At 72.7% G+C, this 16,216-nt stretch carries 12 protein-coding genes and 2 pseudogenes; 11 read left to right on the top strand and 3 right to left on the bottom strand.

Annotation, left to right across the window (positions count from 1 at the left end; genetic code table 11):
• Positions 1 to 15: 15 nt before the first annotated feature.
• From ABZ928_RS03565 to ABZ928_RS03595, 7 genes and pseudogenes are all read left to right on the top strand, one after another.
• Positions 16 to 1,968, top strand: a complete 1,953-nt coding sequence (locus ABZ928_RS03565; protein WP_361514796.1) for a prolyl oligopeptidase family serine peptidase — start codon at positions 16 to 18, stop codon at positions 1,966 to 1,968.
• Positions 1,965 to 2,888: an LD-carboxypeptidase gene (locus ABZ928_RS03570; protein ID WP_361514797.1), complete on the top strand. Its 924-nt coding sequence runs from the start codon at positions 1,965 to 1,967 to the stop codon at positions 2,886 to 2,888. The genes ABZ928_RS03565 and ABZ928_RS03570 overlap by 4 nt, the downstream gene beginning before the upstream one ends.
• 141 nt (positions 2,889 to 3,029) lie before the next feature.
• On the top strand, positions 3,030 to 4,793 hold the full coding sequence (locus tag ABZ928_RS03575; RefSeq protein ID WP_361514798.1) for a CocE/NonD family hydrolase: 1,764 nt from the start codon (positions 3,030 to 3,032) through the stop codon (positions 4,791 to 4,793).
• A 70-nt stretch (positions 4,794 to 4,863) separates the two neighbouring features.
• Entirely contained in the window at positions 4,864 to 5,109 is a 246-nt protein-coding gene (locus tag ABZ928_RS03580) for a LapA family protein (protein WP_361514799.1), read from the top strand.
• 19 nt (positions 5,110 to 5,128) lie between these two features.
• Positions 5,129 to 5,692: a GNAT family protein gene (locus ABZ928_RS03585; protein WP_361514800.1), complete on the top strand. Its 564-nt coding sequence runs from the start codon at positions 5,129 to 5,131 to the stop codon at positions 5,690 to 5,692.
• A gap of 22 nt (positions 5,693 to 5,714) precedes the next feature.
• A pseudogene (locus tag ABZ928_RS03590) lies at positions 5,715 to 6,646 on the top strand (arginase family protein).
• Between the two features lie 40 nt (positions 6,647 to 6,686).
• Entirely contained in the window at positions 6,687 to 8,612 is a 1,926-nt protein-coding gene (locus ABZ928_RS03595) for a DUF5107 domain-containing protein (protein ID WP_361514801.1), read from the top strand.
• A 33-nt stretch (positions 8,613 to 8,645) separates the two neighbouring features.
• Here ABZ928_RS03595 and ABZ928_RS03600 read toward each other — a convergent pair whose 3' ends face one another.
• The gene (locus ABZ928_RS03600; RefSeq protein WP_361514802.1) at positions 8,646 to 8,993 is read right to left on the bottom strand and encodes a VOC family protein; all 348 of its coding nucleotides are present in this window, start codon (positions 8,991 to 8,993) and stop codon (positions 8,646 to 8,648) included.
• Positions 8,994 to 9,122: 129 nt separating this feature from the next.
• On the opposite strand from ABZ928_RS03600, the gene ABZ928_RS03605 reads away from it, so the two are divergent.
• Together ABZ928_RS03605 and ABZ928_RS03610 are read left to right on the top strand one after the other, a co-directional pair.
• Entirely contained in the window at positions 9,123 to 9,668 is a 546-nt protein-coding gene (locus ABZ928_RS03605) for a phage holin family protein (RefSeq protein WP_361514803.1), read from the top strand.
• A 21-nt stretch (positions 9,669 to 9,689) separates the two neighbouring features.
• Positions 9,690 to 10,736 carry an SDR family oxidoreductase gene (locus tag ABZ928_RS03610; RefSeq protein WP_361514928.1) on the top strand — a complete coding sequence of 349 codons (1,047 nt, stop codon included), beginning with the start codon at positions 9,690 to 9,692 and terminating at the stop codon, positions 10,734 to 10,736.
• Positions 10,737 to 10,753: 17 nt separating this feature from the next.
• Here the strand turns inward: ABZ928_RS03610 and ABZ928_RS03615 are convergent.
• Positions 10,754 to 11,846 (bottom strand): annotated as a pseudogene (locus ABZ928_RS03615) (enolase C-terminal domain-like protein).
• Positions 11,847 to 11,848: 2 nt separating this feature from the next.
• Complete coding sequence (locus ABZ928_RS03620) at positions 11,849 to 12,808, bottom strand: TIGR03557 family F420-dependent LLM class oxidoreductase (RefSeq protein WP_361514804.1); 960 nt, start codon at positions 12,806 to 12,808, stop codon at positions 11,849 to 11,851.
• Between the two features lie 138 nt (positions 12,809 to 12,946).
• On the opposite strand from ABZ928_RS03620, the gene ABZ928_RS03625 reads away from it, so the two are divergent.
• The gene (locus tag ABZ928_RS03625; RefSeq protein ID WP_361514805.1) at positions 12,947 to 14,365 is read left to right on the top strand and encodes an NAD(P)/FAD-dependent oxidoreductase; all 1,419 of its coding nucleotides are present in this window, start codon (positions 12,947 to 12,949) and stop codon (positions 14,363 to 14,365) included.
• Complete coding sequence (locus ABZ928_RS03630) at positions 14,362 to 16,209, top strand: transketolase (protein WP_361514806.1); 1,848 nt, start codon at positions 14,362 to 14,364, stop codon at positions 16,207 to 16,209. The genes ABZ928_RS03625 and ABZ928_RS03630 overlap by 4 nt, the downstream gene beginning before the upstream one ends.
• The last annotated feature ends 7 nt before the right edge of the window (positions 16,210 to 16,216 follow it).

The following is a 16,216-nucleotide window of genomic DNA, read 5'->3' on the forward strand; positions in this document are numbered from 1 at the left end:
GCACCGGGAGACAACGTGCAGACGCTGCCGTACGGTTCATGGCCCTCGCCCATCGACGCCGCCCTGGCCGCCGCCCACGACGGGCACCCCGAGTTCGCCGGCTTCGTCGGCGACGAGGCGTGGTGGACCGCGCCACGGCCCACCGAGGGCGGCCGGCGCACCCTGGTCCGGCGGCGGGAGGACGGCACGGAGGAGTCGGTGCTGCCGGCGCCGTGGAACGTGCGCAGCCGGGTCATCGAGTACGGCGGGCAGCCCTGGGCGGGGACGGTCGTGGACGGTGAACCGCTCGTCGTCTTCGTGCACTTCGCCGACCAGCGGCTGTACCGGTACGAGCCCGGCGGTGACCCGCGACCCCTCACCCCGCTCTCCCCGGTGGGCGGCGGGCTGCGCTGGGCGGACCCGGTGCTGCTCGTCGAACGCGGTGAAGTGTGGTGCGTGCTGGAGGAGTTCACCGGCGACGGGCCCTCCGATGTGCGGCGCGTCCTGGCGGCGGTGCCGCTGGACGGCTCGGCGGCCCAGGACCGGGACGCCGTACGGGAGTTGACCGACGACCGGCACCGGTTCGTGACCGGACCGCGGATCTCGCCCGGCGGGCGGAGCGCGGCCTGGCTCGGCTGGGACCATCCGCGGATGCCGTGGGACGGGACGGAGCTGGTGCTGGCGAAGGTCCGGGACGACGGCACGCTCGGGGAGCCGCGCACGATCGCCGGCGGGCCCGAGGAGTCGATCGCCCAGGTGGACTGGGCGCACGACGGGGCCCTGCTGTACGTGAGCGACCGCACCGGCTGGTGGAACCTGTACCGCGACGGCGTACCGGTGTGTCCGCGCGAGGAGGAGTTCGGCGGGCCGCTGTGGAAGCTCGGCCACCGGTGGTTCGCGCCGCTGGAGAGCGGTCTGATCGCCGTCGTGCACGGCCGGGGCGCCACCGCGCTCGGGATACTCGACCCGGAGACCGGCGAGGTCGTCGACGCGGCGGGCCCCTGGACCGAGTTCGCGCCCACCCTCTCCGTGCACGGCGAGCGGGTCCTCGCCGTCGGCGCCAGCCCGCGCAGCGCCTACGAGGTGGTCGAACTGGACACTCGGACCGGCCGGGCCCGGGTCATCGGCGCCGGACACGACGACTCCGTGGACCCCGCGTACTACCCCGAACCGCAGATCCGCACCTTCACCGGCCCCGCCGGACGCGACATCCACGCCCACATCTACCCGCCCCACAACCCGGACGGCGCGGCCGCCGGCGACGAACTGCCGCCCTACGTCGTCTGGGCCCACGGCGGCCCCACCAGCCGGGCCCCGCTCGTCCTCGACCTGTCGATCGCCTACTTCACCTCCCGGGGCATCGGCGTCGCCGAGGTCAACTACGGCGGCTCGACCGGACACGGCAGGGAGTACCGCAACCGGCTGCGCGAGCAGTGGGGCGTCGTCGACGTCGAGGACTGCGCGGCCGTCGCCCTCGCCCTCGCCGACGAAGGCACCGCCGACCGGGACCGGCTGGCGATCCGCGGCGGCAGCGCGGGCGGCTGGACCGCGGCCGCGTCCCTGACCGCGACCGACGTCTACGCCTGCGGCACGATCATCTATCCGATCCTCGACCTGGCCGGCTGGGGCGAGGGCGAGACCCACGACTTCGAGTCGCAGTACCTGGAGAGCCTCGTCGGACCGCTGGCCGAGGTGCCCGCCCGGTACGCGGAGCGGTCGCCCGTCGAGCACGCCGACCGGATCACCGCGCCCTTCCTGCTGTTGCAGGGGCTGGACGACGTGATCTGCCCGCCCGCCCAGTGCGAGCGCTTCCTGGCCCGGATGGCGGGGCGACGGGTGCCGCACGCGTACATCGCGTTCGAGGGGGAGGGGCACGGGTTCCGGCGCGCCGACACGATGATCCGGGTTCTGGAGTCCGAACTCTCCCTGTACGCCCAGGTGTTCGGCCTCAATCCGCCCGGCATCCCGACCTTGGAGATCGGCAAGTGAGGGAACTCGTCCGGCCGTCCCGGCTCGCCCCCGGCGCCCGCGTGGCCGTCGTCGCGCCCAGCGGGCCGGTGCCCGAGGAGCGGTTGCAGGCCGGTCTCGACGTGCTGCGCGGCTGGGACCTCGACCCGGTGGTGGCACCCCATGTGCTGGACCGGCACGGCGCGTTCGACTACCTCGCGGGCACCGACGCCGACCGGGCCGCCGATCTTCAGACCACCTGGTGCGACCCGGCCGTGGACGCGGTGCTGTGCGCACGGGGCGGCTACGGCGTGCAGCGGATGACCGACCTGCTCGACTGGGAGGCGATGCGGGCGGCCGGGCCGAAGGTGTTCGTCGGCTTCAGCGACATCACCGCCCTGCACGAGGCGTTCGCGAACCGGCTCGGCCTCGTCACCCTGCACGGCCCGATGGCCGCCGGGATCGACTTCATCAAGAACGCGCGGGCGCAGGAGCATCTGCGAGCCACCCTCTTCGCACCGGAGACCGTCCGCACGATCGCCTCCGGCGGTACGGCACTCGTCCCCGGCCGCGCGCGGGGCGTCACGCTCGGCGGCTGCCTGTGCCTGCTCGCCGCCGAGCTGGGCACCCCGCACGCCCGGTCCTCCGCGCGCGGCGGGCTGCTGTGTCTGGAGGACGTGGGGGAGGAGACGTACCGCCTCGACCGCTACCTCACCCAACTCCTGCGCGCCGGATGGCTCGACGGGGTGCGGGGCGTGCTGCTCGGCTCGTGGGAGCGGTGCGAGCCGTACGAGAAGGTGCGCGCGCTGCTGCTCGACCGGCTCGGCGGCCTCGGCGTGCCCGTCGTGGAGGAGTTCGGATTCGGGCACTGCGAAGGGGCGTTGACGATCCCGTTCGGGGTGACGGCCGAACTCGACGCCGACGCAGGCACCTTGACGCTGACGGAACCCGCGCTTCTCTGAATCGCCGGAACGGCACTCCGCTGAATCTTCGTCAAGAAACACTCGTCACGGTGATTGACCCCGTCTGACACGTGTCACACCATGACTTCCGGCCGGTACTTACCGGTCGGTAGGTCGGGTTGTCCTCAGCGTGGAGGTCTCGTGTCCCGTCGTGTGCTCGGCTACAGCGTCCCGCTCGCTCTCCTGCTCGGTGCCACACTCGCCACCCCAGCCACCCCAGCCGCCGCAACCGGCCAATACACCGTCACCGCCCTGAAGTTCACCGTGCAGACCGGCGGCCGCACCTGCACGATCGACGCCGATCTGTACCGGCCGGCGGGCGTGGACCACGCCCACCGCGCACCCGCCGTGCTCGCCACGAACGGCTTCGGCGGCAGCAAGTCCGACGGCTCCACGGACGCCCTCGGCAAGGCCTTCGCCGAGCGCGGCTATGTCTCGCTCGTCTACTCGGGACTCGGCTTCGGCAATTCCGGCTGTCTGATCTCGCTCGACGACCCGGCCATCGACGGCACGGCCGCCTCCAGGCTGGTCGACTTCCTCGCCGGGAAGCGGGCCGCCGACGACGGCACCAAGGCCGACTTCGTCACCCTCGACGGCAAGGGTGACCCGCGGGTCGGCATGATCGGCGGTTCCTATGGCGGCGCGATCCAGCTGGCCACGGCTTCGGTCGACCATCGCGTCGACGCCCTCGTCCCGATGATCACCTGGAACGACCTGGCGTACTCCCTCGACCCGAACAACGCCGACGCCCACGGCACGGTCCCCGGCGCCTTCAAGTGGCAGTGGGCCAACGGCTTCTACCTCATCGGCGAGAGCCAGCCGATCACCGTGCCCAACCTCGACCCGTCCCGGATCAACTCCCTCGGCTGTCTGCACTTCGTCACCGACGCCTGCCAGACGGTCCGCACCCTCAACTCCGGCAGCTACCCCGCCGACCGGACCGCCGAGCTGCTCACCTACTCCCGCAGCGTCTCCGCGATCAGCTACCTCCACCGAGTGAAGGCACCCACGCTGCTCGTCCAGGGCCAGTCCGACAGCCTCTTCAACCTCAACGAGGCGACGGCGACGTACCAGACCCTCAAGGCCCAGGGCACGCCCACCAAGATGATCTGGCAGAGCTGGGGCCACAGCGGCGGGATGGTGGCGGGCGAGCTCAACCTCGGCTCGGGCGACCTGGAGTCCACGTACGTCGGCAGGCGGATCCTCGGCTGGTTCGACCGGTATCTGCAGAAGAGGAAGGGCACCGACACCGGACCGGCGTTCGCCTACTACCGGGACTGGATCGCCGACCCGACCGATACCTACGCCACCGCCGACCGCCTCCCCGCGCTCAGTCAGAAGCTGTATCTGTCCGGGGACGGCAAGCTCGTCGACAACCGCTCCAAGGTGACCCGCGGCAGCCGGACGTACACGAACTGGCTCGTCCCCACCAGCCACTCCGAGAGCTCACTGGCGGGGACGGTCGGCCTGCCGGACCCGGCGCCGTACGACACCGAGGGCACCTACCTCGGCTGGACCAGCGAGCCGCTCGCCCGGACCACCGACGTCGTCGGCGCGCCCAGGGCCACACTGAAGGTCGTGTCACCGAAGGCCGAGCGCACTCAGAACTCCGGGGACGCCGCCGACAAGCTCGTACTGTTCGCCAAGCTGTACGACATCGCGCCCGACGGCACCAAGACGCTGGTGCACCGGCTGGTCGCACCGGTCCGGGTGGCCGATGTGACCAAGAGCTTCACCGTGACCCTGCCGGGGATCGTGCACCGGTACGAGAAGGGGCACCGGCTGCGGTTCGTGATCGCGGCGAGCGACGACGCGTACTTCGGCAACCGGGGGATCAAGCCGGTGACCGTGGTCAGCGCGCCCGGGAAGACCGGGGTGCTGGAGCTGCCTGTCCTCGGCGGCTGACGCACCCGGCGTTCACCCGGTGGGCGGACCCCGCCGCGCGGGACGGGATCCCCGGGCTCACCCTGGTCGCATGAGCCCGAAGACCTCCCAGAGCGGCGGCACCACCGGCGGCAAGGGCGGCGGCGCGGTGACGCCGGCCCGGGTGATCGTGCTGCTGCTCGCCGTCCTCGCCCTGATCTTCATCTTCGAGAACACCCGCGCCACCAAGATCAGACTCCTGATCCCCGAGGTGACGATGCCGCTGTGGATGGCGCTCCTGGCCACGGCCGTCATCGGCGCCCTGTGCGGGGCGTATTTCATGAAACGCCGCAGCTAGGACGTCGTAGGGTGACGGGATGCCGCACACCGCATCATCCCGTTACCTTGTCGAGGGCCCCCGCGTGGGCATACGCCACATCACCTACGAGGACGGCGCCGAGTTCACGGCGCGGGCCCGGGAGAGCAAGGAACTGCATCAGCCCTGGCTCTTCCCGCCGGACAGCGCCAACGGGTTCACCGGCTTCGCGGGCCGGCTGATCGAGGATCCGACCAAGGCCGGGTTCCTGGTCTGCGAGAAGGACGGCGAGCACGGTGACGGGGCCATCGCCGGGTACATCAACATCAACAACATCGTGGAGGGCGCCTTCCTCTCCGGGGCGCTCGGCTACGGGGCCTTCGCGCACAGCGCCGGGCGCGGGCTGATGAAGGAGGGACTCGGGCTGGTCGTGCGGTACGCCTTCGGCGGGATGCGGCTGCACCGGCTGGAGATCAATGTGCAGCCCGCCAACACCGCGTCGATCGCGCTGGCGCGCAGCTGCGGATTCCGGCTCGAAGGGTTCTCGCCGGACATGCTCTACATCGACGGGGCCTGGCGCGATCACGAGCGGTGGGCCATCACCGCCGAGATGATCCGGAAGTAGGGGCGGTGCGGAGATGAGCCCGATGCGCACACGCGTCGTCCTGGACGCCCCTTCCAACCTCGGCCTGCGCCCACCCGCGCCCGGTACTGTCCCGGGCGTGTACAAGCTCGCGGGCGCCCTGCGCGAGCAGCGGATCGTCCAGCGGCTCGGTGCCCTGGAGGGCGGGGTGGTCGTGCCGCCTCGCTACGACCGGGGCGACTGGCAGGAGGGCGACGGCGTCTTCAACGCGGCCGCCCTCGCCTCCTACACCGTCAAGCTCGCCGACCGCATCGAACGCCATGTGCGGGCCGGGGAGTTCCCGGTCGTCCTCGGCGGCGACTGCTCCATCCAACTCGGCGCCTCCCTCGCGCTGCGCCGCCTCGGCCGGTACGGGCTGGCCGCCGATGGGGGTACCTCCCACGCCCTTTAGGCAGTGGGGGAGCCTCCGCGGACTTCCGGCACCCCGGGAACTCCGACCGGGTCGGCGCGGCGGGCGGTGAGGAGGTCGCGCTGTCGACCGGGCGGGGCCAGGAGGACCTGACGAACCTGGAGGGGCTCGGACCGTACCTGCGGGACGAGGACGTACGGCTCTTCGGGAACCGCGACGAGTTCGAGGACGACCGCACTGAGCTGGCCGCCCTCAAGATCCCCGTCGTCACGGTCGGGGACATCCGGGAGTGGGGCGCGGACGCCCTCGCCCGAGCCACCGCCCACGCCTTCGAGATCCCCGAACTCGATGGATTCTGGGTCCACTTGGACGCGGACGTCCTCGATCCGACCGTGATGCCGGCCGTCGACAGCCCCGACCCGGACGGGCTGCTCCCCGACGAACTCATCGCGCTGCTGCGGCCGTTGCTCGCCTCCCCGCACTGCGTCGGGCTGAACGTCACCATCTACGACCCCGATCTCGACCCGGACGGCACGGCGGGCGCGCTCCTCGCCGACATCGTGGTGTCCGCCTTTGCGGAATCCTGACCGGTAGCGCCCCTGTTCAGCTCTCCGGCGAGCGGCTTCCATGGTGATCGTGACGACGATCCGACGTGAGGTACTGACGCTGCCCGCCGCGGAGTTGGGGCCCGACAACCCGCTGCCCCCACTGCTGCCGCTCGACGAGCTCCACCGCGTCGACGACCGGGACGATCTCCCGCGCGAGATGGCCCGCCAGATCGGCTACGAACCGCTGCGCAGCCTGCTGCCCGTGCGGGTGCGGGACGGCTACGAGCGGGCGCGCGAGCCGCGGGAGATCGATGCCCTCGTCATCGAGAACGACCGGCTGCGAGTCACGGTGTTCCCCGGCCTGGGCGGCCGGATCGCGTCGCTGTTCCACAAGCCCTCCGGCCGTGAACTCCTCTACCGCAACCCGGTGTTCCAGCCCGCCGCCTTCGCCCTCAACGGCGCCTGGTTCTCCGGTGGCATCGAGTGGAACATCGGCGCCACCGGCCACACCACCCTCGCCTGCGCACCCCTGCACGCCGCCCGCGTCCCCGCCCCGGACGGCGGCGAGATGCTCCGCCTGTGGGAGTGGGAACGGCTGCGCGACCTGCCCTTCCAGGTCGATCTGTGGCTGCCGGACGGATCGGACTTCCTGTACGTGGGCGTGCGCATCCGGAATCCGCAGGAGCGGCCCGTGCCGACGTACTGGTGGTCGAACATCGCCGTGCCCGAGGAACACCGGGTGCTCGCACCGGCGGACGAGGCGTGGTACTTCGGGTACGAGCGACGGCTGCGCCGGGTGCCCGTCCCGTCGTACGGGGAGATCCGTCAACTTCCGCACGCCGCCGACTACTTCTACGACCTTCCCGATGCCCGGCGCCGCTGGATCGCCGCCCTCGACGAGGACGGGCACGGGCTCGTGCAGACGTCCACCGATGTGCTGCGCGGCCGCAAGCTGTTCGTGTGGGGGACGGGCGGCGGTGGGCGGCGCTGGCAGGAGTGGCTCACCGAACCCGGCACCGGCGGCTACTGCGAGATCCAAGCGGGGCTCGCCCGCACGCAGTTGGAGCATGTGCGGCTGGACGCCGAGAGCGAGGTGGCGTGGCTGGAGGCGTACGGGCCGCTCAGCTCTCCGGCGGAGGTCGGGGCGGCGGAGGTCGAAGCGGCGGAGGCGCGGCTCGAAGCCGTACTGCCGCGTGCCGAGGTCGAGGCCGCGTACGGCGCGTGGAAGCCGTACGCCGACACCGAACCCGGTGAGATCCTCGCCGTCGGCTCCGGGTGGGGCGCCCTCGAAGTGCTGCGCGCCGACTGGAAGTTGCCGGGCACGCCCTTCGAGGAGAGCACCCTCGGGGAGGAGCAGGAACCGTGGCTCCAGCTGCTGCGGGCCGGGACGCTGCCGGAGCCGCGTCGGGTGCGGCCGCCCGGGGAGACGCTGGTCGCCCCGCACTGGCGGGACATGCTGGAGACGGCGCCCGCGACCCCGCACACCGAGTACCACCTCGGGGTCGCCCAATGGCATGCCGGCGACCGGGCGCAGGCGGTGCGGAGCTGGGAGCGGGCCCTCGAACTCGCCCCGTCGCTCTGGCCGTTGCTGCGCTGCCTCGCCGTCTCCGATCAGGAGGTCGGCAATCATGAGCGGGCCGCCGACCGGTACGCCGAGGCCTTCGACGACCTGTGCCGGGAGCGGCGGGACGCGGGGGAGCGGTGGACGGCTGCCGCGGCAGCGCTGGGGCGCGAGGCGATCGAGGCGCTGCTCGCAGTGCGACGTACAGGGGAGGCGCGGGCGGTGTGGGAGCGGCTCCATCCGGCGACGCGGGCGCGAGGGCGGTTCCGGTTCATCGAGGCGCAGTTGCTGTTCGCGGAGGGGCGGCGCGACGAGGCACGGGGCGTGTTCGAGGAGGGGTTCGAGGTCGCCGACCTGAGGGAAGGGGCGGAGGCCGTGGGGCGCTTGTGGGAGCGGGTGAGCGAGGAACCGCTGCCGGAGCGCTACGACTTCCGCATGCGGTGAAGCCCTACGACGTTCCGGTGCGGTGATCGGTCGCTACACCCGCCGGTCCACGTACTCGTACACCGCCCCGTCCGGATGGACCGCGATCAGATTGCGGCCCGCCGGCGTCCCCACCGGTCCCGCGATGACATGTGCGCCGAGCTCGGTCAGCACCCGGTGGGCCTCGTCGACGTCCTTGACCGCGATCGTGGCCGCGACCTTGCGCAAGATCTCCAACTCGGCCTCGGGGCCGCTCATCAGGAGGAAGCAGCCGACCGCGGCCACCTGGACGCCGCCGCGCTCGAAGCGGAGGGCCGGGCCGCCGGCCAGGCGTTCGTAGAAGGGGACCGCGGTCTCCAGGTCGTCGACGCAGACACGCAGCGTGGCTCCCAGAATGTCCATGCGGACGAGCCTAGTTGGAGCGGCCGGGACGCGAGATCGTTTCACATGATCCCCGCAGCCTTCCGCACACCGTGGCGCGTGGCCTCACGCACGGCGTTACGCGTACGGGTGTACGGGTACCCGGCCGGCATGAACCGCTTGGATCATCTGGAGCACCTGGACAAGCATCTGGTCGACGAGCTGGCGCAGGTGGCGCGCGAGACCGTGCGCGAGGAGCTGCGCGAGCAGACCCGCAAGCAGCGCCGCACGGCCATGCTGTACGCCGCGTCCGGCGCCGTCGCCCTGTACGCGGGGGCCGCCCTGGCCCTGACGCTGGGGCTGGTCCTCGCCCTCGGCCTGCCCGACTGGGCCGCCGCGCTGATCACCGCGGCGATCCTCGGGGTGGTCGCGTATGTGCTGCGGGGCGCCGCCCGGCCGCACGCCTCGCGGCCCACGCCGGAGCGCGAGGCGGAGCTCGCCGCGGGGCAGGACCGGGTCGTCGGCGGTACGGCACCGGCCGCCCCGCCGAGCGGGCTCGGCATGCCGTATCCGCCGGTGCCGCCCGTCGCGCCCGGCGGCGCGGGCGGGGCGACCGGGGCACCCGGCGCGGGCACCCCGGCGGCCGGAGCGCCCGGGCACGGCGTACCGCCGCGTCCCGACGACATCGACCCCGAGCAGCCGCACCACCGGGCGTGATGCGCGGTGGCGCTGCGCGACGTGCTCTCCCGGCCCGCCAGGACCGTCGTGGTGACCGGGGCCAGCGGCGGCGTGGGGCGGGCCACGGCCCTGGCCTTCGCCGCCCGCGGCGACCGGGTCGCCCTGCTGGCCCGGGGCCGCGAGGGCCTCGCCGCCGCGGCGGACGAGGTGCAGCGCGCCGGGGGTGAGGCGCTCGTCGTCACCGTGGACATGGCCGACGCCAAGGCGGTCGACGACGCGGCGCAGAAGGTCACCGACGCGTTCGGGCCCATCGACGTCTGGGTCAACAACGCCTTCGCCGGGGTCTTCGCGCCGTTCACGGAGATCACCGCCGACGAGTTCCGCCGGGTGACCGAAGTGACGTACCTGGGCTGTGTGTTCGGCACGCGGGCCGCGCTGCGGCACATGCTGCCGCGCGACCGGGGCACGATCGTGCAGGTCGGCTCGGCGCTCGCGTACCGCGGGATCCCGTTGCAGTCGGCGTACTGCGGGGCCAAGCACGCGATCCAGGGCTTCAACGAGTCGCTGCGCTGCGAGTTGCTGCACCACGGCAGTGGCGTCCATACGACGATGGTGCAGCTGCCCGCCGCCAACACCCCTCAGTTCGACTGGGTGTTGAGCCGGATGCCGGGGCGGGCGCGGCCCGTCGCGCCGGTGTATCAGCCGGAGGTGGCGGCGCGGGCGATCGTGCACGCGGCGGGGCACGGGCGGCGGCGGGAGTACTGGGTGGGCGGCTCGACCGTGGCCACGCTCATCGCCAACGCCGTGGTGCCCGGCGTGCTGGACCGGTATCTGGCGCGGACCGGGTTCGAGGCGCAGCAGGACGAGCGGCGGGACGAGGGGGCGCGTGGGGCCCCGGGGAACCTGTGGAGTCCGGCCGACGGTCCGCACGGGCATGACCACGGGGCGCACGGGAGGTTCGACGAGGAGTCCCACCCGGGCAGCCCGCAGGAGTGGATGTCCCTCAGGCGTGGTCAGGTGGGGAAGGCGCTGACGATCGGTGCCGGTGTTCTCGCCGGCCGCAGGCTGGTCCGCCTCGCCCGCCAGACAGGTTCCGGCAGGGCCTAGGACCCGCCGGGCAGGCCCTAACCGACCCTGAACTCCCTTGCCTCCTCCGCCCGTAGCGTCAGCCCGTGGCCCACGCCGGTCACCGGCCGCACCGCACCCCCCCGTCGGATCCAGCGCCCCGTCGAACAGCATCGACTCGATGCGGACGTGGTCGTGGAACCACTCCATGTGGCGGAGGTTGGGGATGGAGGCGGCCGCGGCGGCGTGGGCGTGCGGGGCGCAGTGCGTCGAGACCTCCAGGCCGTGGGCCTGGGCCAGGGCCGCCGCGCGGAGGAACTCCGTCAGACCGCCGCAGCGGGTGGCGTCCACCTGGAGGCAGTCGACCGCGCCCGCGGCGATCATGCGGGCGAAGTACGGGAGGTCGTAGCCGTATTCGCCGGCCGTCACATCGCACACCAGCGCGTCCCGGACCAGGCGCAGCCCCGTCAGATCGTCCGAGGACACCGGTTCCTCGAACCAGCCCACGCCCAGCTCCGCGAGGACCCCGCCGACCCGCACCGCCTGCTTGCGGGTGTACGCGCCGTTCGCGTCGACGTACAACTCGGCCCGGGAACCGATGACTTGACGGGCCGCGCGGACCCGGGCGAGGTCGCGGGGGACCGCCCGCCCCCAGCTCTCGCCGATCTTGATCTTCACGCGCGGGATCTGCTGCCCGTGCACCCAGCCGCCCAGCTGGGCCGCCATGTGGGTGTCGTCGTACGTCGTGAAGCCGCCGCTGCCGTAGACCGGCACCCGGCGGCGGGCCGTGCCGAGGAGGGCGGACAGGGGGACCTCCAGGAGGCGGGCCTTGAGGTCCCACAGGGCGATGTCGAGGGCGGAGATGGCACACGCGGCGATGCCCTGGCGGCCGGCGTTGCGCACCGAGCGGCACATCGTCTCGTGCACGGCGGGGATGTCCAGCGCGTCGCGGCCCTCGACCAGCGGGGCCAGGTGGGCGCGCAGGAAGTCGCCGACCGCCTTCGGGCCGTACGTCCAGCCGGTGCCGGTCGCGCCGCCCGCGGTCACCTCGGTGACCACCATCGTCGTGGAGTCCCAGGCGAGGGTGCCGTCGGCCTCGGGGGCGTCGGTCGGCACCGTGTAGACCGACACCGCGGGGAGATGGAGCTTCATCGTCAGTCCTGCTGGAGCTGCGGCAGCACCTTCGTACGGTAGAAGTCGAAGAAGCCGCGCTGGTCGGGGCCGATCTGGTTGACGTAGACCCGGTCGAAGCCGGCGTCGGCGAACGCGGACAGGGCCGCGACATGCTCGTCGACGTCGTCCCCGCACACCGCCTTCTCGCGCACGGTCTCCTCGGTGACCAGCGGCTGGAGCTGCTCGAAGTGACGCGGCGAGGGCAGGATCTGGGCCATCTCGCCCGGCAGGAACTGGTTGCCCCACAGCCGGTGCACGGTCCGTACCGCCTCCTCGCGGTCCGTGCCCCAGCAGACCTTCGTGCCGCCGCTCACCAGCTTCGCGCCCCCGCCGCCCTTGCGGAACTGGGCCACCATCGACTCGTCCGGCGTCATCGTGATGTAGCCGTCGCCGACCCGGGCCGCGAGCGAGGTCGCCGCCGGGCCGAAGCCGGAGATGTCGATGGGGACGGGCTCGTCGGGGACGGTGTAGAGGCGGGCGTTCTCGACCTGGTAGTGCGTGCCGTGGTGGTTGACCTCCTCGCCGGTGAAGAGCCGGCGCATGATCTGGATGGCCTCCTCCAGCATCTCCAGGCGGATGTGCGCGGGCGGCCACACATGGCCCAGGATGTGCTCGTTGAGGGCCTCGCCGCTGCCCACCCCCAGCCGGAAGCGGCCCTCCGTCATCACCGCCGTGGTCGCCGCGGCCTGCGCCACCACCGCCGGATGCGTACGGACCGTCGGACAGGTCACCGCCGTCTCCACGGGCAGCGACACCGCCTCCGACAGCGCGCCGAGCACCGACCAGACGAACGGGCTCTGGCCCTGGGCGCCGTTCCACGGGTGGAAGTGGTCGGAGATCCACAGCGAACGGAATCCGGCCTGCTCGGCCATCCTCGCCTGCTCGACGAGGTCCGCGGGGCCGAACTCCTCGCAGGACAGGAAGTAGCCGTACTCGGGCATGGGGGCCTCCGGTGGTTCCGTCGGGGGGACCCGCTCCGGGTACCCGGTGGCGTCGGCGGAAACCGGCGCACGTTTGGGCGCCCCGGCCGGGGTTACGCGGAAGGCTCCCGAGGTACGCGACAGCCCCGGAGGCGCACCGTGAGTCGACCCCGCATCGTGATCGTCGGCGCCGGATTCGCCGGGTACCGGACGGCCCGCACGCTGTCCCGGCTCACCCGGCACCAGGCCGACATCACCCTGCTCAACCCGACCGACTACTTCCTGTATCTGCCCCTGCTGCCCCAGGTCGCCGCCGGCATCCTGGAACCCCGCCGGGTCACCGTGTCCCTCGCCGACACCCTGCCCCACGTACGCCTGGTGCTCGGCGAGGCCGACGGCATCGACCTCGACGGCCGCACCGTGCACTACGCGGACCCCGAGGGCGGCACCGGGACGCTCTCCTACGACCGGCTGGTGATCGCCGTCGGCAGCGTCAACAAACTCCTGCCGATCCCCGGGGTCGCCGAGCACGCGCACGGCTTCCGGGGGCTGCCCGAGGCGCTGTATCTGCGGGACCACGTCACCCGGCAGATGGAACTCGCCGGCGGCGACGCGAAGGACTGCGCCGCGCGCTGCACGTTCGTCGTGGTCGGCGCGGGCTACACCGGCACCGAGGTCGCCGCGCACGGGCAGCTCTACACCGACGCGCAGGTGCGCAAGCACCCCCTGCGGCAGGGCATGCGGCCACGCTGGCTGCTCCTCGACATCGCGCCGCGCGTCCTGCCCGAGATGGACGAACGGCTCTCCCGCACCGCCGACCGCGTCCTGCGGCAGCGGGGCGTCGACGTCCGCATGGGGACCTCCGTCAAGGAGGCCACGCACGACGGAGTCCTGCTGTCCGACGGGGAGTTCGTCGAGACACGCACGGTCGTGTGGTGCGTCGGGGTCCGGCCGGATCCGTTCGTGGAGGGCGTCGGACAGCCCCTGGAGCGGGGGCGGCTCGTCGTCGACCCGTACCTCCAAGTACCGGGCCGGGACGAGGTGTTCGCCTGCGGGGACGCCGCCGCCGCGCCCGACCTGAACAACCCCGGCTCCCTCACCCCGATGACGGCACAGCACGCCTGGCGGCACGGTGAGATCGCGGCACGCAATGTCGCCGCGTCGCTGGGCATCGGACGCCGACGTCCTTACCGGCACCGGGACTTGGGCTTCGTCGTCGACCTCGGCGGCGCCAAGGCCGCGGCCAACCCGCTGGGCGTGCCGCTGCCCGGACCGCTGGCCGGCCTGGTGACACGCGGCTACCACCTCGCGGCGATGCCGGGCAACCGGCTCCGGGTGGCGGCCGACTGGTTCCTCGACACCGTACTGCCGCGCCAGGCCGTGCAGTTGGGGCTCGTACGGTCGTGGTCGGTGCCGTTGGACACGGCCTCGCCGGAGCTGGCGCGGGTGCCGGGGCGGCCGGAGAGCCAACCCGGGGGCGAGCCCGCCGAATCCCCCGGCCCGGCCCCGGACACCACCGCCCCCGGTCCCGTGAAGCGCCCCGCCCCCGACGACACCCCTGCGGAGGGAGACTCATGAACACCGCCGAACTCGCCGACCTCGGACAGCAGTTGCGCGTGGACAGCGTCCGTGCCGCGGACGCGGCGGGGTCGGGGCACCCGACCTCCTCCATGTCCGCCGCCGACCTGATGGCCGTACTCCTCGCCCGCCACTTCCGCTACGACTTCGACCGCCCCGCCCACCCCGGCAACGACCGCTTCGTGCTGTCCAAGGGCCATGCCTCGCCCCTCCTCTACGCCTCCTACAAGGCGGTCGGCGCGATCGACGACGCCGAGCTGCTCACCTTCCGTAAGCTCACCAGCCGGCTCGAAGGGCACCCGACTCCCCGCCGGCTGCCCTGGGTCGAGACGGCCACCGGCTCGCTCGGACAGGGACTGCCCGTCGGCGTGGGGATCGCGCTCGCCGGGAAGCGTCTTGAGCGCACCGGATACCGGGTGTGGGTGCTGTGCGGGGACAGCGAGCTCGCCGAGGGCTCGGTGTGGGAGGCCGCCGAGCACGCGGCGTACGAGCATCTCGACAACCTCACCGCGATCGTCGACGTCAACCGGCTCGGCCAGCGCGGGCCGACCCGGCACGGCCACGACCTGGACGCCTACGCCCGCCGCTTCCAGGCCTTCGGCTGGCACACCGTCGAGGTGGACGGGCATGACGTGGACGCGATCGACCGCGCGTACGGAGAGGCGCTCTCCACCAGCGGGCAGCCGACCGCGATCCTCGCCCACACCCTCAAGGGCAAGGGCGTCGAGGCCGTCCAGGACCGTGAGGGACTGCACGGCAAGCCGCTGCCCGACGCCGACGAGGCGATCGCCGAACTCGGCGGCCCCCGCGACCTCCGGGTGCGGGTGAGCGAGCCGCCCGCCGCCCGCATGCTGCACGCCGTACGCACCGGACACCTCGAACTGCCCAGGTGGAGCGAGGGAGACGAGGTCGCCACCCGGGACGCCTACGGACAGGCCCTCGCCGCCCTCGGCACTGCCCGCGGTGATGTCGTCGCCCTCGACGGCGAGGTCGGCGACTCCACGCGCGCGGAGTTCTTCGCCAAGGAACACCCCGAGCGCTATTTCGAGTGCTACATCGCCGAGCAGCAGATGGTCGCCGCGGCCGTCGGACTCGCCGCGCGCGGCTTCGTGCCGTACGCCTCCACCTTCGCCGCGTTCCTCACACGCGCGTACGACTTCATTCGCATGGCCTCGGTCAGCGGCGCCGGCATCAACCTGGTCGGCTCGCACGCGGGCGTCGCCATCGGGCAGGACGGGCCCTCCCAGATGGGCCTGGAGGATCTGGCGATGCTGCGGGCGGTGCACGGCTCGACCGTGCTGTACCCGTGCGACGCCCACCAGACCGCCCACCTCGTCGCCACCATGGCGGGCCTCGACGGCATCCGCTATCTGCGTACCTCGCGCGGCAAGAGCCCGGTGATCTACGGGCCCGACGAGGAGTTCCCCGTCGGCGGCTCCAAGGTGCTGCGCTCCTCCGACCGCGACCGGCTGACCGTCGTGGCCGCGGGCGTCACCGTGCACGAGGCGCTCGCCGCCGCCGACGCGCTGCGGGAGCGGGACATCGCCGTCCGCGTCCTCGACCTCTACTCCGTCAAGCCCGTCGACCGGCTCACCCTGCGCCGCGCCGCCGAGGAGACCGGCTGCCTGATGACCGTAGAGGACCACCACGAGGAGGGCGGCCTCGGCGACGCCGTCCTCGACGCGTTCCTCGACGGCCGCCCCATGCCCCGCCTGGTCCGCCTCGCCGTCCGCACGATGCCCGGCTCCGCGTCCCCCGACGAACAGCTGCACGCCGCCGGCATCGACGCCGAGTCGATCGCGGCCGCCGCCCGCCTGCTGGTGGAAGAGGCGATCGTACGGTGAGCAGGGC

Source organism: Streptomyces sp. NPDC046909 (assembly GCF_040644695.1).
Taxonomy (GTDB): Bacteria; Actinomycetota; Actinomycetes; order Streptomycetales; family Streptomycetaceae; genus Streptomyces.